The 20502-nt window shown below is 62.4% G+C and carries 21 protein-coding genes; 18 read left to right on the top strand and 3 right to left on the bottom strand.

The annotated features are described in order from the left end of the window. The first annotated feature begins 27 nt into the window (after positions 1-27). The gene (locus ACZY0Q_RS20190) at positions 28-885 is read left to right on the top strand and encodes a hypothetical protein (RefSeq protein WP_463919569.1); all 858 of its coding nucleotides are present in this window, start codon (positions 28-30) and stop codon (positions 883-885) included. On the opposite strand, the gene ACZY0Q_RS20185 is transcribed toward ACZY0Q_RS20190, so the two are convergent. Further along, the gene (locus ACZY0Q_RS20185) at positions 882-2033 is read right to left on the bottom strand and encodes an alpha/beta hydrolase family protein (protein WP_078107858.1); all 1152 of its coding nucleotides are present in this window, start codon (positions 2031-2033) and stop codon (positions 882-884) included. The two genes, ACZY0Q_RS20190 and ACZY0Q_RS20185, sit on opposite strands and share 4 nt — an antisense overlap. A gap of 177 nt (positions 2034-2210) precedes the next feature. On the opposite strand from ACZY0Q_RS20185, the gene ACZY0Q_RS20180 reads away from it, so the two are divergent. The 17 genes from ACZY0Q_RS20180 to ACZY0Q_RS20100 all read left to right on the top strand — a co-directional run bounded on the left by ACZY0Q_RS20180 (position 2211) and on the right by ACZY0Q_RS20100 (position 17741). Then, positions 2211-3188 carry a hypothetical protein gene (locus ACZY0Q_RS20180; RefSeq protein WP_463919568.1) on the top strand — a complete coding sequence of 326 codons (978 nt, stop codon included), beginning with the start codon at positions 2211-2213 and terminating at the stop codon, positions 3186-3188. Positions 3189-3347: 159 nt separating this feature from the next. Beyond that, complete coding sequence (locus ACZY0Q_RS20175; RefSeq protein ID WP_463919567.1) at positions 3348-4319, top strand: DUF2637 domain-containing protein; 972 nt, start codon at positions 3348-3350, stop codon at positions 4317-4319. Continuing rightward, on the top strand, positions 4316-4714 hold the full coding sequence (locus ACZY0Q_RS20170) for a hypothetical protein (RefSeq protein WP_463919564.1): 399 nt from the start codon (positions 4316-4318) through the stop codon (positions 4712-4714). Before ACZY0Q_RS20175 ends, ACZY0Q_RS20170 begins: the two co-directional genes overlap by 4 nt. Continuing rightward, complete coding sequence (locus ACZY0Q_RS20165; RefSeq protein WP_463919562.1) at positions 4629-5804, top strand: helix-turn-helix domain-containing protein; 1176 nt, start codon at positions 4629-4631, stop codon at positions 5802-5804. Before ACZY0Q_RS20170 ends, ACZY0Q_RS20165 begins: the two co-directional genes overlap by 86 nt. A gap of 32 nt (positions 5805-5836) precedes the next feature. Further along, a complete protein-coding gene (locus ACZY0Q_RS20160; protein ID WP_463919559.1) occupies positions 5837-6634 on the top strand; it encodes an RNA polymerase sigma factor in 798 nt (265 codons plus the stop codon). 56 nt (positions 6635-6690) lie between these two features. Continuing rightward, a complete protein-coding gene (locus tag ACZY0Q_RS20155; protein WP_463919557.1) occupies positions 6691-7029 on the top strand; it encodes a hypothetical protein in 339 nt (112 codons plus the stop codon). Then, complete coding sequence (locus ACZY0Q_RS20150; protein ID WP_463919555.1) at positions 7026-8177, top strand: CHAP domain-containing protein; 1152 nt, start codon at positions 7026-7028, stop codon at positions 8175-8177. The genes ACZY0Q_RS20155 and ACZY0Q_RS20150 overlap by 4 nt, the downstream gene beginning before the upstream one ends. Before the next feature lie 28 nt (positions 8178-8205). Beyond that, entirely contained in the window at positions 8206-8838 is a 633-nt protein-coding gene (locus ACZY0Q_RS20145) for a hypothetical protein (RefSeq protein WP_171983507.1), read from the top strand. Positions 8839-9007: 169 nt separating this feature from the next. Next, positions 9008-9673, top strand: a complete 666-nt coding sequence (locus ACZY0Q_RS20140) for a hypothetical protein (protein WP_069953142.1) — start codon at positions 9008-9010, stop codon at positions 9671-9673. An 18-nt stretch (positions 9674-9691) separates the two neighbouring features. Then, positions 9692-10048 carry a hypothetical protein gene (locus tag ACZY0Q_RS20135; RefSeq protein WP_157357194.1) on the top strand — a complete coding sequence of 119 codons (357 nt, stop codon included), beginning with the start codon at positions 9692-9694 and terminating at the stop codon, positions 10046-10048. A 154-nt stretch (positions 10049-10202) separates the two neighbouring features. After that, positions 10203-11120, top strand: coding sequence for a hypothetical protein (locus ACZY0Q_RS20130; protein WP_463919552.1), 918 nt, complete (start codon positions 10203-10205; stop codon positions 11118-11120). Between the two features lie 40 nt (positions 11121-11160). Next, a complete protein-coding gene (locus tag ACZY0Q_RS20125) occupies positions 11161-12810 on the top strand; it encodes an SCO6880 family protein (protein ID WP_463919550.1) in 1650 nt (549 codons plus the stop codon). Beyond that, the gene (locus ACZY0Q_RS20120; RefSeq protein ID WP_463919549.1) at positions 12807-14330 is read left to right on the top strand and encodes a conjugal transfer protein TraC; all 1524 of its coding nucleotides are present in this window, start codon (positions 12807-12809) and stop codon (positions 14328-14330) included. Before ACZY0Q_RS20125 ends, ACZY0Q_RS20120 begins: the two co-directional genes overlap by 4 nt. Further along, the gene (locus ACZY0Q_RS20115; RefSeq protein ID WP_463919546.1) at positions 14327-16153 is read left to right on the top strand and encodes a type IV secretory system conjugative DNA transfer family protein; all 1827 of its coding nucleotides are present in this window, start codon (positions 14327-14329) and stop codon (positions 16151-16153) included. The genes ACZY0Q_RS20120 and ACZY0Q_RS20115 overlap by 4 nt, the downstream gene beginning before the upstream one ends. A gap of 3 nt (positions 16154-16156) precedes the next feature. Beyond that, positions 16157-16555 carry a hypothetical protein gene (locus ACZY0Q_RS20110; RefSeq protein WP_463919545.1) on the top strand — a complete coding sequence of 133 codons (399 nt, stop codon included), beginning with the start codon at positions 16157-16159 and terminating at the stop codon, positions 16553-16555. After that, a complete protein-coding gene (locus ACZY0Q_RS20105) occupies positions 16552-16842 on the top strand; it encodes a hypothetical protein (protein WP_078107874.1) in 291 nt (96 codons plus the stop codon). Before ACZY0Q_RS20110 ends, ACZY0Q_RS20105 begins: the two co-directional genes overlap by 4 nt. Next, complete coding sequence (locus tag ACZY0Q_RS20100; RefSeq protein ID WP_463919543.1) at positions 16839-17741, top strand: hypothetical protein; 903 nt, start codon at positions 16839-16841, stop codon at positions 17739-17741. The genes ACZY0Q_RS20105 and ACZY0Q_RS20100 overlap by 4 nt, the downstream gene beginning before the upstream one ends. An 88-nt stretch (positions 17742-17829) precedes the next feature. On the opposite strand, the gene ACZY0Q_RS20095 is transcribed toward ACZY0Q_RS20100, so the two are convergent. Further along, complete coding sequence (locus ACZY0Q_RS20095) at positions 17830-20280, bottom strand: AAA family ATPase (protein ID WP_463919542.1); 2451 nt, start codon at positions 20278-20280, stop codon at positions 17830-17832. Then, positions 20277-20453 (bottom strand): hypothetical protein, encoded by a 177-nt coding sequence (locus ACZY0Q_RS20090; protein ID WP_463919540.1) that lies wholly within the window; start codon positions 20451-20453, stop codon positions 20277-20279. Before ACZY0Q_RS20090 ends, ACZY0Q_RS20095 begins: the two co-directional genes overlap by 4 nt. Between the last annotated feature and the right edge of the window lie 49 nt (positions 20454-20502).

Below are 20502 nucleotides of genomic sequence, written 5' to 3'. Positions count from 1 at the left end.
GCCCTATGCCTCCTACGGATCCCTGCCATGGTGAAGATGAAGGAGGCCCGCGCTTCGTGGCTGGCGTCAGTGTTCGGCCTCGCTGCGCTCTATGTGCTGGGAACCGTCACGCCACTAGAGGACCTTGACAGTGCCCTCGGCGGAATCAACGTCACAAATCTGCTCCAAAGCAGCTGTGCGCTGCTGGCAATCTTCTTCTTTAACGACAGCGTGCGCCGCTTGGCGAACGTGGACGAAGTCAGATGGACCTACTACGCGCCGCTGCTTATCCTTCCCGTCATGGCTTTCAGCTTCGCGCTCATTGAGGATAAAGCTCCAACGGCAGCGAGCTTCATCGTTAGTCGGCTGGACCAGCTCCCAACAGTTGTCTATAGCGGTATGTACATGATCGCACTGTTGTTTACCGTGCTTAGGACGGTCTACATGCTGCGTCACAAGGCTAAGGGCCTGTACGCTGCATTCACGATAGGGCTGCTCGTCGTTGCGGCGGCATGCTCTTGCCATATCGCCTATGTGGCCCTCTTCCACTTCACGCCCTGGCACGCCCTAGCCCTAGATATCGGGTCCTGGTGGGATCGACTGTTCTATAGCGGCCTCTCTGTAACGGCTGCTGGTTGGCTCATTCTCTTCCTCTCAAAGCAGCTCGCTAGGGTGCGCCTCTGGACGGCTGATGCTTTCTGGCTCACTGCCTTAAGGATCCGAGTTAATGCTGACCGGTCACGCGTCAGCCCCGCGTGGGATCTTTTAAATGAGACGCTCGAAAACGGCATCTACAAAAGCCTTATTGTTCTGCACAACTACGAGCGCGGCCACTTGATTACGTTCCCGGAACCGATGCAAGACAGGATCGCTCGAGTTGAAGCCAAGCTGGACGCGCGTGTCTAGCTTTGGCCAGTCGCGATCGTCCTGTTGACCCACCCGGTCAGTTGGCTGGTAAAAGTGTGAGGCGAGGCGTTCCACTCCTGAGTATGATGCGCTCCGGGTAACGGAATCAGGGTGACGGTGCCAGGATTCGCCCGTTGGAACGCGGCCGAGATCTCCCAAGGAACTTCTTGGTCAGCTTTGGAGTGCAAGACCAGCGTCGGGACGGCCACCCGGTCAGGTACATCGACCCATTCAAGCGCATCGAAATTGATTGCTTCCTCCAGACCGATTAACTTCGCGAAGAGGGGAACCTGCATGAGACGCATGACGAGGCCGGCCCCGATCGCCGGTACGCCGGCTCGCGCCGCACCTGCTGTGATGGTTTTACGCCAGCTCGTGACGGGCCCCACCAGAATGATCCCTGCGATCTGCTCCCGGTATGCGCTGCGCTCCGCTGTAAGCAGGGCAATGGTCCCGCCCATTGACCAGCCGGAGAGGATGATTCGTCGGGCCCCATGAGCTACGGCGTAGGCCACCGCGCTTTCCACGTCATGCCATTCGGTTTGCCCCAGGTGGCTCGACTCGGCCTGTGGCGGGCTGACCTCCGGGTCGCTGCGAAATGAGGGCACCAGGGAGGTAAACCCCAAGGGACTGAAAGCCTGGACATCTCGGAACATGATCGCGCGGCTGGTCCAGCTGCCATGGATATGGATCACCCATACGTCCGTGTTCTCACCTTCGAATAGCCAGGCCGGCGCCGCACCGTAGGAGGTGGGGATGTCCACCTCTTCGTATCGTCCGCCGACCGCAGACGGTTCGAAGAAAACATCGGGGGTCCAGTCGACCAGTGGCCCCAGCCGTTCCGGTCCGGAGCCAGGCGGATCGATCCGCCGCTCTACAAACTTTTGATCCTCATCGATCAACATGACTTCGCTGACCCTCGTGTAGCTCGCGGCCACAGGGTCGAACACCCCAAAGTCACCCGGGGCCTTGGTGTAGTCGTCCAGATCGATGCGGATTCCTCGTCCGTCATCTGTCAATTCGGCTCGGCGGTAGTCCTTTGGGCCCTGCTTAACGATCTTGTGGGCCATGACAACCGCGAACGCAGATAGCGCGGCAGTCGGTACAAGGAACGCCAGGCAGACCAGGCCATGCCGTGTTGTCAGCATTACGTCTCACCCTCCAGCGCCGATCCAGGTAGAGCAACGGAGCCAATTCATCGTAACGTCCCTTCAGCACTTGCTAAATGAATAAGCCATGCTCACTACAGGCGTTGCACATGTTCACTACAGGCGTGTAACGTTCTGACTGGACCATCCGACGCCTGAGCATTGAAGGGGATTCATATGACCAGGAGTGAACGGCAGACGTCGTTTTCAGACTCGTTGACCGAGGAGCAGCGGGCTGGGATGGATGGGGCGGCCCTGGATGCGGACGATGTTGAAATCATCGACGAGATTGATCCGGATAACCCATCTCTGGACGCCCCAAGGGCGCGTGAACTCACAAGACAAATCAGAGTCGCTTTGGAGCATTCCTACACGCTGATCATTACGGCGTATCAAGGGAGAGCGTGGGCTGCTACGGGGTACAGCTCGTGGGATGCGTATTGCCAGGGTGAGTTTGGGTCTTTGGCGTTGCAGCCGCCCCGTGAGGAGCGGCAGGCAGTGGTTATGTCGATGCGTGAGGCGGGCATGAGTACGCGGGCGATCGGTTCCGCCCTTCAGGCTAGCCATACGACCATTGAGCGCGATATTGCCAGCAGCAGGCGAGCCATCGAAGTCGCGGACAATTCTGCAGGTGGCACATATGTGCCACCTGCAGAGGCTAACGTCGTGGGCCTTGATGGCAAGTCCTACCCGGCAGCCGATGCCCGGCCCAGGAAGCCGGAGCGCGGCACGTTTGAGGATGTTCCGTTGAGTGATGAGTTGTTGAATATGTCGCCGTCGGAGATGGGGATCGCGGCGTTGTCGCCGTCGTCGTTTACGTCGCGGCCGGCGCGGGAGCGTAAGGATGCTGCGCGGCGTTTGACGGGGTCGATGGATTCGCCGTTGCCGCTGGTGATCAAGCTGGCGGGGCAGATCACGCTGGATCCGACGACGCTGACGGTTGATGAGGATTCGGACGCGGAGACGTTGACGGAGCTGGCTGCGGACGCTTCCCGCGGAGTCCTGGCGTTGTCCCACGTGCTGACGGCCATTGACGTCAAGGTGCTCTCCGGCGATGTCGATGATGCGGTGACGTTGACTGCCGTTGTCACGGATGCGGTGGATGAGCTGGGGAGGTTCCTGGATGCACTGCATTCCCGGAAGCGCAGGCCTTAAACGGAAACAGCCCCGGATTGGACTCCCAGGGGCTGTTTCCAAACAAACATCTACGAAACAGAAGATTTTCATCAACGGATTCAGTGTACAGGCAGTGGTTGAGCTGACAAGTAAGTTCCCGCTCCTTGAGACGGAATATTTGGCTAAGGGGATTGCGTCATGACGCCCGGGATAGATCGTAAGACTGACCGGATCAATCCGGATTCCATGGCCACTCTGTGGCTGACCGTTTGCCTCGTCGGGTTCCTGGCTGTGGCCTCGTTCATGGTCTCCTTTACTGGCCTGCATGAGGTCGCGGCGTGGGCCGGATTGCCGGTCTGGCTGCGTTGGGCTGTCCCGGTGTTCATCGACGTCGCAATCCTTGCCTACACGCTGGCGGTGTTGATCCACCGGCACCGCGGGGAGCGGACGTGGGCGTCCTGGATTTCCTTGGGCGGGTTCACGGTGTTTTCCATGGTGGCCAATGCGGCCCACGCGTTGTCGATCCCTCACCCGGACTTCGGTCAGCAGATCATTGGTGCGGCGATTGCTTCACTGGCTCCGCTGGCCGTGTTTGCAGCTACAGAGCAGCTGGGCCGTTTGGTGATCGGCAGGCCGGACGCAGGGGAGCCTGCCGCCAAACTGACCGTAGGGTCTGTCGGCACTGCACCGGATGGCCCTGGTAGCGGTGGTGAGCCTCTGCCCGAGCCTGAGCTGGCCCATGTGCCGGCTACATGGCTTGCCGCCGAAAGCACAGCTGGTGAGGCCGTACGGGCGTCCCTGCCCGTCACACAGGATGAGCCTGCCGTGCCTGTTCCTGTTGGTGCCGCCACTGCGCCGTCCACGGAATCAGTTCCCGCAGTACCGGCTGAAACCTCCAGCGATGGGCTGACGTCCCATGTTGCCCCTGTTCCTGCCCTTAATGTTTCACCCCGGCCTTCTCTGAGTGTTGTCGGGCGGAAGCCGAAGGCTATGGATCTGGAGCAATGGGTGGGCGCCCAGCTGAGCGCCGGCACCCAGCCGACGGGCAAGGCCGCCGCGAAATTCCTGAACGTCTCTGAACGGACCGGGCGGACCCGCCTGAACGATTTGAAAGCCACCCAGCCTGCCCTGTTTGCCGGTGCAGTGTTGAAGGAAGGTACCAACGCGTGAGCACAAAAGCTATGGCATGGGCGTTTGAGAAGGAGGTATCCGCGGAGACGTGGAATGTTCTTCTGAGGCTTGCACATGACGCAGACGATGCCGGCCTTGTCGTCTTCAGCCACGGGTATCTCTCACATTTGACTGGTGAGCCGCAGGGGAGGGTCCAGGCCGCTCTGGCCGAGCTGATGGTGAAGGGCCTGGTGAAAAGCACGTCCTTGCCGGACAGCGCCGCCGTGGCGGAGGCCGGACACGACCGGGCGTTGTGCCTGCAGCTGGGGAACACCGCCCACGAAAGGGCGGTGCCCCAAGAATTTCTTGATGAGGTCAACCAGACCGTGCCCGCAGACGAGCAGAGATCGGAGGCATCCTGTGAGTTCGAAAGCCCTGACATGGGCATTCAGTAAGGAGCTTCGACAGGGAGCCAAGTTCGTGTTGGTGACCATGGCTGATGCGGCCGACGACGACGGCTATCTCTTCCCCTCGTACGAGTATCTGGCCCACAAGACGTGCTTGTCTCAACGCTCCCTGGTGGCCGCTATCAAGGAACTGGTCGAGCTGGGGTTGGTGGTGTGCGAGCGGAACCACCACCAGGACGGCTCGCGGGCGGCGAACCTGTTCTTCCTGCTTCTGGAGAACAGGAAGCATGCGTCGCCGGTGTGGCGGGGTGCGGTGTCCACAAAGGAACGCAAGGCTCAAGCCGAGCGATTCCGCAAGGAAGCGTTAGCGAACCTGACCGAGCAAGTTCCGCAAGAAACCAGTAGTGCAGAATCTGCACTTAGGCCCACGGGGCAGGGCAAAAACCCCGGAAAACCAGTAGTGCAGAATCTGCACTTAGGCTCCACCAAAGTGCAAAATACGTCGGACCTAAGTGCAAATTATGTAAACGCCTCCTTTAAGGAACCTGATGATGACTTAAGTCATCATCATCAGTCCGGGCGCGAAACGGCACCTGCCGCTGGGGTCGTTCCGGTGACGGTGATTGATGATGAGCCTGCGAAGCATCGGGGAGTGGACTTGGCCGGGCTCAAGCACCGGCTGGAGCCGGTCCTTGGCCCGTGCCGGTCCGAGAAGCTGGTCTGGGTCATCGATGAGGCGCTGTCCAGGGCGCCGGCGAAGGTTTCAAATCCGACGGCGTTCATCGTCAAGTGCGTTCTCAACGACCCGGACCGGTTCGCACCAGCACCGGCCGTTTCCGGGCTGACGGCGCCAGCTGCCGGCGGCGCAACGGCTGCTGCCGGGTTCGCCGTGGTGACGCGGTCCAGGGGCTTGCTGGGGCCGGGGGATACCCCGTGTACGAAACCGGATCATGGCCAGTACGCGGCGGATCACTGCCCGGCGTGCCGGACGGAAAACCTTGTCGCCGAAACGGCTTTGGAGCCGGCACCGATGAGCGGGGATGAGCTGGCGGCGTGGCGGGCCGAGAGGGCCGCGAAGCGCAGCGGGCCGCGGGTTCTTGAGCGTCCACGCACGGTCTCCGGCGGTGTTCAGGTCTGATGTCGGCTGGTCAGAGCAGGGGGATCACTGGCATGGAGACGCGAATCGCGGAGGCTGTCATGCATCCGAAGACGCGGGGCGCTGTGTGGAACATTCTGGCCGGTTTCGGGCTGGGGCAGGATGTGGACGACGTCGTGGCGGACACGGCGGAGTCGGCGTTGAAGGCCTCTGGTTCGTTTGATCCGGAGCTGGGGCATGTGCAGGGCTGGGTGCTGACGATCGCCAAGCGCCGGGCCTATGACCACGCGAAACGGGCCGGGGCGAAAGGCCGGCTGCAGGGCCGGCTGGAGGGTGAATCCGACGGGCCTGACCCGGCGTTGAATCTCGTGGAGGATGACTTCGCCCAAGAGGTTGTCGAGCGGTTGGCGGCCAGTGCGGAGTCCCGGCAGATCCTGGCTTTGACGGAGAAGCTGGTGGCTAATCCGGATTCGTTCCGCCGGGTCGCGGCGTTGTGGATGGTCTACCAGGGCAGCGTGCCGAAAGCCTCTGCGGCGCTGGGCATCTCGCAGGAGGCGCTCCGGGATTCCCGCCGGGAAGTCGTCCGGTGCGCCCACGTCGTCCGCAAGGCCGTGGCAGCCCGGTCCGCCGGGGACCCCGTGACCGTCGGGACGCTGCTGGGGTGTCTGCCGGTGGAGGGCAACGAGGATGGGTCGTGGGCGCGTGCGTTGTCCGTCGCTGTGGTCCGTGGCGGCGGGTTCGGGAAGGTCACTGCCGCATCGATGGCGGAGGTGACCGGGTACTCGCTGAACACCTGCCGGCAGTACGTCGTCGAGGCGCACTGGCTCCTGCAGGTCGCCCGGACCGTCCTGGAAGGTATTGAGACAGCTTGAGCGGGTCCGGAAGCGAACCACCATTGACAACACCGGCATCAGGCAACGGGGAGACAATGACTTTCAACATGGACGGCACCGGACGGCAGGAGGACGGATTCAGTCCCGGGCAGCGTGCGCAGTTGGAGGAGATGATGTCCGCCCAGCAGCCGGGCAAGCGTGAGCAGAAGCGTCTGGCCCGGCGTGCGGCGCGTCAGAGGATCCTCGGGGCCATGCAGGACACGGTGGACGCCGCGGCGCCGCAGGATGGTGCCACGGGCTTTGACCGGACAACGGTCAGGGGCAGGGCGGCGGCGTGGTTTTCACGCAATGCCCTGACACGGGCCGTGCTGGGTATCGCCGTGACCGCCGTCATTTTGACGTGGTGCGTTGTGGTGTTGGGCGGCAACCGATGAAGATGCTTAGCCGGGCCGGGGGCGCGTTGTTCATCACGATCCTGTTCGCGGCGTCGCTGCTGGTCGCTGTCGTCCTCGGCGCGGTATCCGGCGGGAGGGCTGGCGCCTCGACGGACCCGTCCTCGTGCGTGGCACCTCTGCCCGGGGCCGGCCTGGCCGCCGGTAAGGTCCCAGCGGAGTACGTCGAGGCGATCAGGGAAGCCGCGAAGGCCTCGGGTATCCCGGCGCCGATCCTTGCCGGGCAGCTGCGGCAGGAAAGCAACTTCAACCCCAAGGCCGTCTCCCATGCCGGGGCCCGCGGCATCGCCCAGTTCATGCCGGGCACATGGGCGAGCTACGGGCAGGGAAAAGACCCGTCCGACCCGCAGGCCGGCATCAGCGCCCAGGGGAAGTTCATGGGGGAGCTGCTGAAGCAGGCGAAGGCCTCGGGGTTCGCCGGGGACCCGGTGGATCTTGCCCTGGCCGGCTACAACGCGGGCTGGGGCGGGGTGACCGCTGTCGGCGGGATCCCGGACAACGGTGAAACCGCCCAGTACGTGACGCGGATCAGGCAGTTCGCGAACGAGTTCGCGGCCAAGGACGGCACCGACGCTGTCACTGCCGGCGAGGACAAGGGCTCGGGGGAGTGTGATCTTGCCACCGGCACTTCCAGCGGGAATGATGATTACCCCTTCAAGGACCTGCCGCACTGCGTCCTGAACGCCAATGGCGGCTACGCCGGCTGCCCGGCGGGGTCCCAGTCCGAGTTCAACGCCTTCCACGGTGAGTGTGTGGACTTTGTGATGTGGCGGCTGAATCAGCAGTTCGGTGTGGTCAAAGCGCCGTGGAAGATCATGAACGGCAACTTCCGTCCGGACGGGAACGTCCTGGGTGATGCGCGTGACTACAGGGCAGCGTGGGAGAACAAGGGCTGGCCGGTGGATAAGACACCCACTGTCGGTGCCGTGGTCTGGTACGGGCCCTCGAACGCGAATGCCTCCTCCGCAGGCTACGGGCACGTTGCCATTGTGAAGGAAGTCCTCAAGGACGGTTCCTTCATCGAGGAAGGCTATAACTTCGGGTTCCCGCCGGACGATCACAAGTACTACACGATCAAACGGGCCAACAGTGCACCCGATAATTTCCTGCACCTGCCCAAAGCCGGCTGAACCCAAGCCGGATGAACACGGAACGGACATGACCATGATGACGAACGAAACCACAGCCGCCCGGAAGCCCGACCGTTGGGCAATGCCAGCTGCCGTGCTCGGCGCAGCCCTGGCGCTGGTGTTCCTGACCGGCTGCGGGGGCGGGCCGGTCGTGGACGTCACCTCACCTCCGGAAACTGCCGCGCAGCCCACCGGAACGGTAACGGGGACCACCGGGGAACCGGCGCCGGGCAACGGGTCGGCGTCTGCGTCTGTATCGCCGCCGTTTACCGGCAATCCGGCCCCGCCGATGCAGGGGCAGGGTGTCGAGACGGCCCAGCCGGCATGGAACGCTGATGCCGAACGTGCCGCGCTGGTCGCGGCCGATGATGTGATGCGTGCGTTCACCGCCACCACCCTGACCTCATCCCAGTGGCAGGCACGGATCAAACCGTTGCTGACCCCCCGGGCACAGCAGGCATGGTCCCGCGCTGATCTGAAGTACTTCACGGCCACCTCGGTTACCGGCCAGCCGCGGCTGGATGAGGACCGGTCCAACCCGTACTTCGTATGGGCGAGCGTCCCGACAAACGACGGCGACTACCGGGTACACCTGAACCGCCTCGAACCGGGCGCACCGTGGCTGGGAGACATGATCAGGCCGCTGCAGCTCAAACGCTGAGACCCGCTTCACACCCCATCCTCCACGGACGGTCTCTGCACCTGGCGCATTTAGCCGCCGGTGCAGGGGCCGTCTTCTCTTGTGCTCTGACACACGCCTGCAGGACAGGGCAATGAACCTTCGATAGACATGCCGGCAGCACAACAGTTTGCCGGCGGAAGGGAAACCAATGTTTGAGAAGATCGCCACCGGCTTCAGCCGGCTTCCGCTGGCACCGGAACCGGTGAACCCGGACCAGGGGCCGGATTATCTGGCGGGGCTCCGGGATTTCGCGGGACAGTTCCTGACCGGCTGTATCGTGCTGGTCGTCATCTCCGCGATCGTGTCAGTGACCTTGTTCGTGATCGGCAAGATGACAGCGTTATCCAACGCCCAGTCCAAGTCACTGATGTGGTCCGGCAGGATCTTCCTCGGTGCCGCGATCATCGGATCCGTCGGCGGCCTGATCTTCTGGGGCTCAGGTCTCGGGAAGTTCAACCTCATGCCCGCCCAGGCGCAACAACCAACCGTCGAGATCACCAAAAAACCCGCCAAATCCACGTGCACGAACACCGTCGAAAAGCTGGGCCCAATATTTCCCAATAATCTCTCCGACGACGACATCAAGCGGTACGCGACGGCGCTCCTGACCGAAGCCGATGCCACACCGATCATCAACGCCGACAAGAACGGGGCGGGCCAAATACGGGTCACAGGATTCCGGTGGACGCCCACAGGACCGGACTGCACCTCGAACAATCTCACCCCTGACCCCTGCCAAGACGTCAAGGTCCTGGGGAGTAGGGATGTTGAAAAAGACTACAAACCGCGCACCACATCCGAGTGCAAGAACTGATTGAAGGGTATGTATCCGATGAGCGTTCTGAAGAGTGTTTTTACTTCCGTTGCGGCAGAGGGGATTGATCCTAAGGTCACTGCCAATAACACGGCTCCGTGGTTGCCGGTGCTGCGTGACATTGCCGGTGGTGTGATGGTGACCTGCATCGTTTTGCTAGTGATCGTGCTGATTATCGGTGTCGTTCTGCTGGTGGCGGGAAAGCTGGGTTCGATGTCCGGTGCGCAGTCCACGGGCTTCATGATCCTGGTTTGGGGTTTGCTGGGCGCCGCGGTGATCGGCTCCGTCAGCGGGCTGGTGTTCTGGGCTACAACGAATTCCCTGGCGCCGGCACCTGTCGCGGCGGCCGCCGGTGCTTTGCTGGGGCTGGGCTGATCCGGTGAGGTTCGCGGCGCTGGCACCGATGGGGCCGGCAGAGGATATCCAGAAGTTTTTCGACGGCGGGATCCAGGGTTTCGCGGCGAGCGTTTTCGATGTGATCAAGGGCGCTTTCAGTTCGACGGACATGAACTCGAACTGGTGGGTCTCTGTGATCGGCGGGACGGTCAACACCCATGTCGGTGGCCAGGTCACCACGGTGGTGTATCCCGGCATGTTGACGCTTTTGGTGCAGGTCATGGCCCCGGTGATGGTCATTCTTGTTGCCGCGCAGGTTGTTGTCAGTCTCTTCCGCTCTTCCACTGTCGGCCTGATCCGGGCCGGCGCCGTCGCGGTGTTCGCGATCCCGGCGACCTACATTCTGGCCGGGATCATGTTCACCCTGATCCAGGTGATGGACAACATCTCCGTGTACATCCTGGCTGCCGGGAACAACGACGGCGAGGACGCGGTCACCACCACGGTGCTGGCGTTGTTTGGCCTCTCCTGGGATCCGGCCGCAAAGTCCGTGGTGCTGGATGAGAACTACCAGCAATGGGCTCTGGCGAAAGACCAGAACAACCCGGGAGCGATTCTCGTCCCGGTCATCCTGATCTTCGTGATCTGGATCATTGCGCTTTTGCTGGCGGCGTTCATGGTGTTCCGGATGCTGGGTTTGATCGTGCTGGCCTCGTTGCTGCCGATCGCGGCGATGAGCCAGCCGCTGGAAGCAGCGAAGGGCATTTTCAAGGGCTTCGGCACGACGGCTCTGGCGTTGTTGATAGCCAAACCATTGTCTGCACTGGTGCTGAAGATGGGGTTCGTGATCTCGGCGACGTCGAACACGACGTTCCAGTTTCTGGCCGGGATCCTGTGCCTGCTCATGGCCGCTGTCATGCCCGTGCTGACGATGAAGTTCATGGCGTTCCTGACCGGCGGGGCAGGGGACGGGATCATCGGCGGCGGCGCCGGGATCGGGTCCGAAGCCGGGCACCGCTTCGAACGCCACGGCGGCAGTGCATTGCGCAGCACACGGCAAATGAGTTCCAGGATCGCGCGGATGCCGGCCCGGATCGGGCGCGGCAGGTAATGAATACAACCAACGATTTTCGGGGAGAGGTGCTTCGCTGATGAGCGCAGGCGTAGTAATGGAAGAGGAGCTCGGCTGGCACGATGTGCGGTTCGGGCGCGAAACCAAGAGGGGAGTCGTGCTCGGGCTGGAAATGCACCAGCTCATCACCTTCGGTATCGCGATGGTGGCCATCGTAGTCACGGTCCTGGTGTTTGGCTTCCCGCTCGGCTGGCTGATCGGCGGGACCATGCTGCTGATCACCGGGCCGGTGTGCTGCACGAGGTTCCACGGGACCTCCACGCTGCAGTGGGGGCTCCGGTGGGTCGGCGGACGGTGGAGCAAGGGCACGGGCCAGGGGAAGTACCTTCGGGCGACCCGCACCGAAACACCGTTGGACCTTGCCCCCGCGCCGGTACACACCCACGGTGCACTCCATGCAGCCCCGGAACCAGATGGGGAGCCTCCGGCCTACCGTTCAACGATCGGCAAGAAGGGCCAGATCGTGCCGGGAACACCGGTGCGGTTCATGCTGCCGGGGGAACTGAACGAACTGCTCTGCTATGAGCTGCCCGGCGGGGAAGCGTTCGTCTATGACCCGGTGAACAAGTACGGCATCATCGCCGCCCAGGTCGAATCCATGAACGCTTTCGCACTTGAGTCCGAAGACGAGCAGATCAACCGCACCGAGGCTTTCTCATCCGTTTTGACCGCGCTCTCCACCCAGGAAGGCGTCGAGTACCTGCAGCTGACCGATCAGACGTCGGTGGTATCAGGGGCGAAGATCCGGGACTACTACAAAACCAAGGGCGCGCAGGCTCCCCGGGTGGTCCGGGACGGGGAACTGGTGCCGCTCTCGGGCGCGAACATCAACTCGTTCGCGTCCCACGCCTATGAGGACCTAGTATCCAACGGGCGCGGCATCATGCACCACGAAGGCTGGGTTGTGGTCGTGTTGAGCCGGAAGAAACTGGAGAAATCGATCACGGCCCACGGCGGCGGGCTCGCCGGGTTCATGAGCCTCGCGGCGGGCACCATTTCCTCGGTGACGGAGTCGCTGACGCCGACAGGGACGATGGTGCGGTTCTGGATGAACGCCCGGGAACTCTCAGCCTGCATCCGGCGCGCAACCGACCCTGCCTCCGCGGTGGAGATCTCGGAGCGGACCGGAGCGTTTGCCGGTGTCGCACCGGCCTCTGCCGGGCCGATGGTCATGCTGCCGGAGTGGTCCACGCTCCAGACGGACACGGGCATTCACCGCACCTGGTGGGTTTCGGAGTGGCCACGGAAGAAGGCCAGCCTCGGGTTCATGTCCAAACTGGTGTTCGCCGGTGACTTCCGGCACTCCGTGACCCTCATTGCCAAGCCATACCCGGTCAGTAAGGCCATGAAGGACATCACCACCTCCCTCGCCGATCACGATTCCGGGCTCGATATTCAGCACCGGCTGGGCCGGCCGGTTTCCCGGGCGCAACGGCTGGAAGGAACTGATCTTGAGTTCCGGGAAATGCAGCTCACCGACGGCTTCGGGGCCTTGAAGATCGGCGGCTACGTCACGCTCTCGGCATCGGACGCGACGGAACTGGAAGTGAACAACACCAAACTGCGCAACGCGGCCGCGGCCGCACAGGTGGAGCTCCGGTGCCTGTACGGGCAACAGGCCGAAGGCTTCGTCGCCTCGGCCATGCCGCTGGGCAGGGGACTGCTGTGAAGCACATCGGAGGAAAATCGAACCGGCTGTCCGGGCTGGTCCCGGTCATGCTGGATATCTCCAATGGATCCCGGCAGGCAAGGGCGCAGCAACGCCTGACCAGGGCCCGTGCCGTCGCGGCTGCGTCGGTTGAGACAGCTGGCGGGGATGACGGCTTTCCGCAGCAGGCATTCCCTACCGGCGGGAAGCAGCACATCAACAATCTTCGCGGCAGCTTCCGGCTCCGCCAGCGCCCGTTCAGCGAGACGGCGTTTTCCTTTGCGACGGCGTACCCGTTCCTGGCCGGCGCGAACCTCGGGCACCAGGGCGCCTACATCGGCGAGGACGTCTACGGCGGCGGGGCCTTCGTCTTTGACCCGTGGGAGCTGTACGAGGCGAAAATCATCACCGGCATGTCGATGATCCTGATGGGCGCCGTCGGCTCCGGAAAGTCCACGTGCGCGAAATCATTGGTCTGCCGCCTGGTGATGCTGGGACGCAAGGCGCTGATCCTCGCGGACCGCAAGGGCGAATGGGATGTCGTCGCGCAGTTCCTGGGCGGCCACACCATCAAGGTCGGCCCCGGCCAGCCGGACCGGGTCAACCCGCTCGATGAGGGCATCCGCCCCTCGGTGACTCCGGACGGGGAACCGATGACTGATCTGCGCTGGGCGGCGATGGTGCGCGCCAGGCGATTGAATCTGCTCCAGACCATCGGTGAAATCCTGCTGGACAGGGCCGTGCAGGGCGCCGAACACACAGCCCTGTCCATGGCACTGGATCTGAGCGTCGACTCCTCCGCGCCCGGTGTGCCGACGCTGCCAGGCTTCATCGAGCACCTGCGGCAGATGAGCGTTTCCACCGATGGTTCACGCTCCGTAGCCGAAGCCGCCGAACGGCTTCTGCACGCCTTTTCCCGCTGCACCCAAGGGGACCTGAAGGGCATGTTCGACGGTGAAACCACAGCTAACTTCGACCCTGACCTGCCGATCATCACGGTCAACACCAAGGCACTCGTCGGCGCATCGAAAGAAGCACGGAAAATCGCCTACGCCTGCACCGGGTCATGGGCTGAATCCATGGTCACCAACTCCGACTCCGGACAAAGGCTCTGCGTCTACGAAGAGGGCTGGGACTCAGTCAGCGACGAAGCATCCCTGACCCGGATGATGGAGGCGTGGAAACTCGCCCGTGACTACAACATCTTCAACGTCCTGATCATCCACAAACTCGGGGACCTGGACATTGCCGGGGACGTCGGATCGAAAATGGCCGCGATGGCACGCTCCCTGCTGGGCGATACCACGGTGAAAGTCATCTACCGGCAGGAAACAGCCAACCTTGCCGTGACCGAGCGGGAACTCGGCCTGACCCGGGCCGAGCGCGAAGACGTAAACCGTTCCGCCCAGGGCACAGGGCTCTGGAAAGTCGGCCCCTACCGGACGGTGAGCGTGAGAAACCAGCGCACCACGGCCGAAGTGCCGGTATTTGATACCGACGGCAAAATGCGCTCCAACAGGGGCGGGGAGGGTGCGGCATGAAAGCGATGGATAAAGGGACCCAGATGGCGGTCCTTGCCCTGGGCCTGATCGCACTGGTGCTCTATGCGCTGTACCTGCCGGGGCAGATCGCCGCGTCCTTCCGCTGCGGATCCTTCACCACCCTGCCCTCGATCCTCCAGCCGCTCGGATTCCTGAACCCGTCCAGCCCCGCCGACGCCTCCGTCTACGGGACCACGGCAGCCGGCTGCGGACCGGAGAGCGGGGCAGTCATCGTATGGATGGTCCTGCTCGTCGTCCTGGCCGTCGGCGCCGGCGTGACCGTATGGAAGCTGGTGCACGACTGGAAACTCTCGGACGAGTACTTCGTCAAGGACGTCATGGGCCGTGACGGGCTGGCCAAGATCAAGGAAATCAAGAACACGGTCGGGGAGAAGAAAATCCTCGAACGCGCCAAAAGCATCCGCCCCACCCTGGGCCGGCCGTCAGTGGAAGACGCATCCATCCGCATCGGGCACGTCCTCTCCCAAGCAGTCCTTGTCTCCTGTGAGGAATCAATCGTCCTAGTCGGCCCACCCCGGTCAGGTAAGGGCTTCCACCTGCTGATCTCGGCAATCCTGGATGCCCCGGGATCCTGCATCACCACCTCGACCAGGGCGGACAACTACGCGGCCACCCACGAGCTGCGCTCAAACGGCGGGCCCTGCACGCTGTTTGATCCGCAGGGACTCACCGGGGCGAAGTCCTCGCTGAAGTGGTCCCCGATCACCGGGTGCGAGCGGCCCGAGGTCGCAGCCCGCCGGGCCTCCTCACTGATCGGCTCCTCCGGGCTGGGGAAGTCCGGGTCCAACCAGGAATGGGCCGGCGCAGCGATCTCCATCCTCCAGTCACTCCTGCACGCCGCAGCCCTCGGCGGGCACAGCGTTGACGAGCTGTACCTGTGGGGGACCGCTCCGACGACCGCGCGGACCGCGCAGAAGATCCTGCTCGAACACCCGGACGCCGCATTCGGCTGGGGCCAGTCGCTCAAGTCCATCCTTGACGGGGACCCGAAGATGCTCGGCAGCCGCTGGTTCGGCGTCGAAGGGGCACTGGCCGGCCTTGCCGTGCCGCTCGTGCGTGAAACCCTGAAACCGGCCAGCCCGGCCGAAGAACTGGTTCCGGCGAAATTCATCAGCGATAGGGGCACCCTGTACCTGATCGGGACGAAGTCCGGCGGCGGGGCCATGGCGCCGTTCCTGATTGCGATGATGGACGAAATCACCGAAACCGCCCGCGAAATGGCCATCCGGCTGCCGGGAAACCGGCTCGATCCGCCGCTGTCGCTGGTGCTGGACGAGATCGCGAACATGTCCAGCTCCTGGCCAGGGCTCGTAACGCTGATGTCGGACGGCGGCGGTTTGGGGATCAGCCCGCTCGTTGTCCTGCAGTCCCTCGCGCAGGCCCGCGGCGGCTGGGGAGCGGAAGAAGCGCAGGCCGTGTTCGACTCCGCGACGGTGAAAATACAGCTCGGCGGCTCGGGCAACGAAAAAGACCTCGAATCGTTCGTCAAGCTCCTCGGCACCAGGGCTGTGGAGGAAGGCTCTGTCACGCACACCTCCGACGGGTATTCATCCAGCACCTCCAAGCGGGAGAAGGACGTCATGACCGTCTCGGAGCTGCGCCGGCTGCCGTTCGGCTATGGCCTGTTCGTCGGGCGCAACGGCAGGCCTTTCCTGCTGAAAATGACGCGCTGGATCGACCGGCCCGACGCCCCGCAGATCAAGGCCGGCATCAAGAAGTTCAGCAGCTCACTGCTGGTTGAACTGACCGACTCCACGGCCGCAGGAACGCAAGAGCGCATCAGCGAAGAAGTCCCTGGATAAGCCATGGGTTTCTCTCTGGCCCGGAAGTCCGGGGCCCGGCGCCGCGCCTACACTGGATACCTGCGTTCCGGTGCCTGGGCGTGGCGCCGCACGCGCTGGTTCAGGGACTGCCGCTCCGCCGGGGCCGAACCGGCCTGCCAGGTCTGCGGCACAACCCTGGCCGTGGCGGGGACGCTGGATCTGCACCACACCAGCTATGACGGCGTCTACATCAACGACGACGGCAGCTACCGGGCCGAAGAGCCGGACACCGATCTGCTGCCGTATTGCAGGGAACACCACCAGGACTTACACAGGATCCTTGATGAACGACGAGGCGATTACTGGGGCTGGAACCGCCGGCGCGCGACCGCCGTCGTCACCCGGATCCTGACCCGTAAACATCACCAAAGGACACCATGACCGATCCTCGCACCACCACCGGCACCCTGGGGACCTGCTGGCTCTGTGCACAACAAAGCAACCGCATCGAAAGCCACGTCGTTGACCACGACCACTACGAACTCGCCGCCTGCAACGGAGCCGAAGGAGTCAGCGTTGACCTCTGCCCGATGTGCCACGTCGCCGTGCACAAATGGATGCGCTCCAACGGCAGGCCCGGCACGCACGCGGCCGCCGACGCCCTCGACGCGATCTTCTACCGATTCACCAACGCACTGCTGCCCGAACCGCGGAAAGAGGAGCCATGAGCACGAGCACCGAACCGTCAGCAACCGACTGGACCGTCGAGCCGTTCAACGCCGACGAAGACGCCCCGGACACCTGGACGCAAGACGCCGGCACTCCAGCGGGGGGCGGGGGAGGCGGGCTGCCCGCATTTCTGGACCCGGATATTGAAGCGGAACTCGGCGCAGGCCCGCCGGAATGGATGGGGATCCGCTGGCGCGAGATCAGTGCCGAACACAAACCCGCTGCGTGGACTGCCCTGCGGCAATGGGTGGACTGGTTCGTCCGCGAGTACCAGCTGAACACCTCCCAGATCACCGAGTGCTGGTTTGAACATTCCGACATCGTCGCGGAGCTCTACGCCGGGATATGCGCCGAATACAAGATCTGGGAAGAAGGGACGCCGGGCCTTGGCGCGATGACAACGTGGCACCCGCACGTCCAGGCGATGACGGCCCGGCTCGCCGCCATGGTCGATAAAAGGCAATGCCACATCACCGGACACCAGAACGACCCCGCCGACCTGACTTTCACCTACAACCAGGACCGGTGGGCACGGATCCGCGACGGGATCACCACAACCGTGGAAGTACCGCGCGAAGGGATCAACCGGCGCTGGCGGCCCATCGCCGTTGCCGGTGGCGGGGAAGTCATCGCTGGACGGGAAATCCTCGTCGGCCCTGCCGCCGCTGTGGAGGCTGACCAGATCACCGGGACAACCCTCCTCTCCGGGGCCGCAGCGGAGAGTGTGCAGCTACGACACACCACCATGGGTGCTGCCGCTGAATCCTACTGGGAACACACCACCGGACCCGGCAGGCAAGACGGCTGGACCCGCCACACGGACCCAGAAGCTCCGACGGCTGTAATCACTAGGACCACACCTGTGGCCCACGTCAGAGTGGCGCCCGACGACGCCTGACCTGCACAAACGAGGTCTGTTCCTTGCCGGAGTCCCGTCGGACCTCGAGAGAACCTTGGTAGTGGGGCGGCCGCGGGTGGGGCATTCTCTACTTCTTACGAAGGTTGAGGTTGTAGCCGCCGCACCGGCAGCGCAGCTCCTCTTTGGTCGACCCATTCTCTACCAGATAGATCCAGTCCGTGCATTGATCGTTGGCGCAAAGGAAAAGGTCCAGGAAGGCCCTCCAGGCTTGAACAACAGGACGAAAATCTGCCGAGGAGAACGACGCCCAGTCGTTGAAGTGAACAGCTGGATTGATAGCCCATGACTCGTTGTCTTGGGATAGCGTCGCTGCCTTGCGTTCGTCTTGAAGGGCCTTTGTCCGAGCAACGTCAGCTGCGCTAGCCCACGAGTTCGCCGCACTGGCCGCGACGCCGAGGAGCTTATTGTGTTGAGCTTTGACGGAAGTGAGGAGCTCACCCAATTCATACCTGGCGTCACTCTGGTACACGACTTGTCCCTTGAGGACCGACGTAAGATCGGTGAGAATCGCCTCCAAATTTCTGCGAAGCTTGGCCGCCGCGCTTGGTACGTCTCCGCTGGACAGGTCGGCTTCGATCTTGTCCCAGAAATCGATCCCATCTTCGTAGGCCGGTCCATCCCCCACGGTCCATCCATGGAAGCGCGCTTGATTTTTCTTAGCGACGAGTCCGGACTTCTGCATCTGCCTAGCCCACACCTCGTCGTGTGTCGTGATGATGAACTGAACGTCTGGGAACTCCGCTTTGAGGAGCTCACAGAACTGCCGGCGATGATTGACATCTACCGACATAACAACGTCATCGAGCACGGCAAATCTGAAGTCCGCCCCTAGAAGTCTCTTGATGAGGGCAAGGTATAGACAGACGCCCATTCCATCCTGGTGTCCTTCGCTGTGGTAGGCGGAAGGTGGGAATTGCCCGATCCCATAAAAATCGACGCTTAGATCGAGCTTTCCTGCACTAGGCGTGAACTCGGCTTTGAAGGACTTCTCGTCCTCCCCATTGATGAAGCGGTAGAAGTTACTGAAGTCCACTTCCACGTCCCGATAGAGCTTGGTCAGGGCGGAGTCGGCCACGTCGCAGTACGTCTGGTAGATCATTTGCGCAGCCTTCAAGGCCCTGTCGCTCTGGACGAACTGCTTGCGTGCATTCTTGACGTTCTGCCATCGTTCCTGGGCGAGTATCAGGAAACTGCGCGCCGTGGCCGTAGTACTTAGGTCGGGCTCGGCCTCAATGGCGGCAACAGTCTCAGCCAGGCGGGCATCCATCCCGGCGGGCTTTACCAAGATGTCTCCCAGAAGACGAGCACGTTGCCCAAGGGCCAATGCGATCGATTCGAGCCTCGTTTCAAACACGACCAAGCTTTCGCTCCAATCATCAATCGTCGTCGAAAATCCGCTCTGCCCATGGGACACCGTAAGAGGTTTTGCCGTCTTCAAAAGTCCACGCAAACTCCGCAATTCGGTTGTCAAACTGGTTGCTTGGTCGCTAATTTCCTTCTGTATGTCGCCCGCGGTGTCCGAGCGTTTGAGCTTCTCCTTAAGATGCGCACGTAGCTCATCCTCATTGGGCCATTCTGAGTCGCAGAGGGGGCAGCAGAGATCAACTACTTGTTTGAGGCCGTCTGCCACCAGGCTGCGCTGCTTCAAAGCGTCAAGTACGTTCGGGTCTTCTTCCAGCGTTCCCAACGCCGCATCGAGAGCGGCAGCATGGCGCTTTATGGTTGTCAGATCGGCGAGCCAATCATGCAGTGCTGAAATGTCCCGCAACGCAGAGGACTTGTTAAAGGTGGTTGAGGAGGATTCTGTGTCAACGCCCTCGTTTAGGGCAGTGTCTCGATCGATCGCTGTCAGGTCCGGAAGACCCAGAATCCGACGGCGATGGTTTACCGCGCCAAGCAAAGTATTCGTCTGCAAGTCAGGGGCATCAACATGCCGTCGCATGGCGTCCTCGACCGTTTTGACGTTTGCTTGGGCTGTCTTCTGATCCGCGCTGAGTTTTCCCTGAATCGTCTTGAGAAGTTTGCGAATTTGCGTTGTCTGCTCGAGCTTGAGCAGCGACTGCACCTGCTGGGCTCGGTTAGTCGGTTGGGCGACGATGTACTTGATGATGTCCCGCCGGGAGAGGGCGATTTCGGGATGAGCCTGAGCGCGTTCGACTGCTGCACGTACTTCGGGGATGTCAGGCGTCAACGTGAACTGAGCCAAGGTCTTGACGCAGCGTGAGAGAACTGCGGCCTTTCCGCTCAAGGTGTCACGCACCGTTGCTGAAACGACGGAGGACGCTGGATCATCTCTCCGAAGGACGTGCGGCCCATGCTTGAGAACAGTGATAGCTCCCAAGCCGCTGCCAGATAGCCTGTTAACATTCCCTGTCAGGACAAAGTCAATGGCATCCACGACACCGCTCTTGCCGGAGCCGTTTGGTCCCCAAACTAGATAGGGCTTGGCATCCAGGTCGAGAGTCAATGCGCGGATGCCCCGGAATTCAGTGATGGAAATGCTGTCGATCTGAATCACGAAGCGACCTCGCTCGTAGCTAGGGAGATCAGCTGGGCCAGAGTCTCGGCTGTGGGCAGTCCATTCCCATGGAAGGCCTTCGTCAAGATATCCACCACCTGGAGGTCACACGCTTCGTTTTCCGTGAGTTGACGCAAGAATTCCTCGACCACGTCATCTTCGATGCTTGCCATTAAATCTTGTTTCCCCCCACTAAGTGACGCCCACTCGTCCGCAGCCAAT

The sequence above is a fragment of the Pseudarthrobacter lactosi genome (assembly GCF_055412785.1).
This window is presented reverse-complemented; position numbering and strand designations above follow the sequence as displayed.

Excerpts from the sequence above, each read along its gene's own strand:
- ACZY0Q_RS20190 (WP_463919569.1), top strand. The coding sequence starts at position 28 with ATGGTGAAGATGAAGGAGGCCCGCGCTTCGTGGCTGGCGTCAGTGTTC.
- ACZY0Q_RS20185 (WP_078107858.1), bottom strand. The coding sequence starts at position 2,033 with ATGCTGACAACACGGCATGGCCTGGTCTGCCTGGCGTTCCTTGTACCG.
- ACZY0Q_RS20180 (WP_463919568.1), top strand. The coding sequence starts at position 2,211 with ATGACCAGGAGTGAACGGCAGACGTCGTTTTCAGACTCGTTGACCGAG.
- ACZY0Q_RS20175 (WP_463919567.1), top strand. The coding sequence starts at position 3,348 with ATGACGCCCGGGATAGATCGTAAGACTGACCGGATCAATCCGGATTCC.
- ACZY0Q_RS20165 (WP_463919562.1), top strand. The coding sequence starts at position 4,629 with ATGAGGTCAACCAGACCGTGCCCGCAGACGAGCAGAGATCGGAGGCAT.
- ACZY0Q_RS20160 (WP_463919559.1), top strand. The coding sequence starts at position 5,837 with ATGGAGACGCGAATCGCGGAGGCTGTCATGCATCCGAAGACGCGGGGC.
- ACZY0Q_RS20155 (WP_463919557.1), top strand. The coding sequence starts at position 6,691 with ATGACTTTCAACATGGACGGCACCGGACGGCAGGAGGACGGATTCAGT.
- ACZY0Q_RS20150 (WP_463919555.1), top strand. The coding sequence starts at position 7,026 with ATGAAGATGCTTAGCCGGGCCGGGGGCGCGTTGTTCATCACGATCCTG.
- ACZY0Q_RS20145 (WP_171983507.1), top strand. The coding sequence starts at position 8,206 with ATGACCATGATGACGAACGAAACCACAGCCGCCCGGAAGCCCGACCGT.
- ACZY0Q_RS20140 (WP_069953142.1), top strand. The coding sequence starts at position 9,008 with ATGTTTGAGAAGATCGCCACCGGCTTCAGCCGGCTTCCGCTGGCACCG.
- ACZY0Q_RS20135 (WP_157357194.1), top strand. The coding sequence starts at position 9,692 with ATGAGCGTTCTGAAGAGTGTTTTTACTTCCGTTGCGGCAGAGGGGATT.
- ACZY0Q_RS20125 (WP_463919550.1), top strand. The coding sequence starts at position 11,161 with ATGAGCGCAGGCGTAGTAATGGAAGAGGAGCTCGGCTGGCACGATGTG.
- ACZY0Q_RS20115 (WP_463919546.1), top strand. The coding sequence starts at position 14,327 with ATGAAAGCGATGGATAAAGGGACCCAGATGGCGGTCCTTGCCCTGGGC.
- ACZY0Q_RS20110 (WP_463919545.1), top strand. The coding sequence starts at position 16,157 with ATGGGTTTCTCTCTGGCCCGGAAGTCCGGGGCCCGGCGCCGCGCCTAC.
- ACZY0Q_RS20105 (WP_078107874.1), top strand. The coding sequence starts at position 16,552 with ATGACCGATCCTCGCACCACCACCGGCACCCTGGGGACCTGCTGGCTC.
- ACZY0Q_RS20100 (WP_463919543.1), top strand. The coding sequence starts at position 16,839 with ATGAGCACGAGCACCGAACCGTCAGCAACCGACTGGACCGTCGAGCCG.
- ACZY0Q_RS20090 (WP_463919540.1), bottom strand. The coding sequence starts at position 20,453 with ATGGCAAGCATCGAAGATGACGTGGTCGAGGAATTCTTGCGTCAACTC.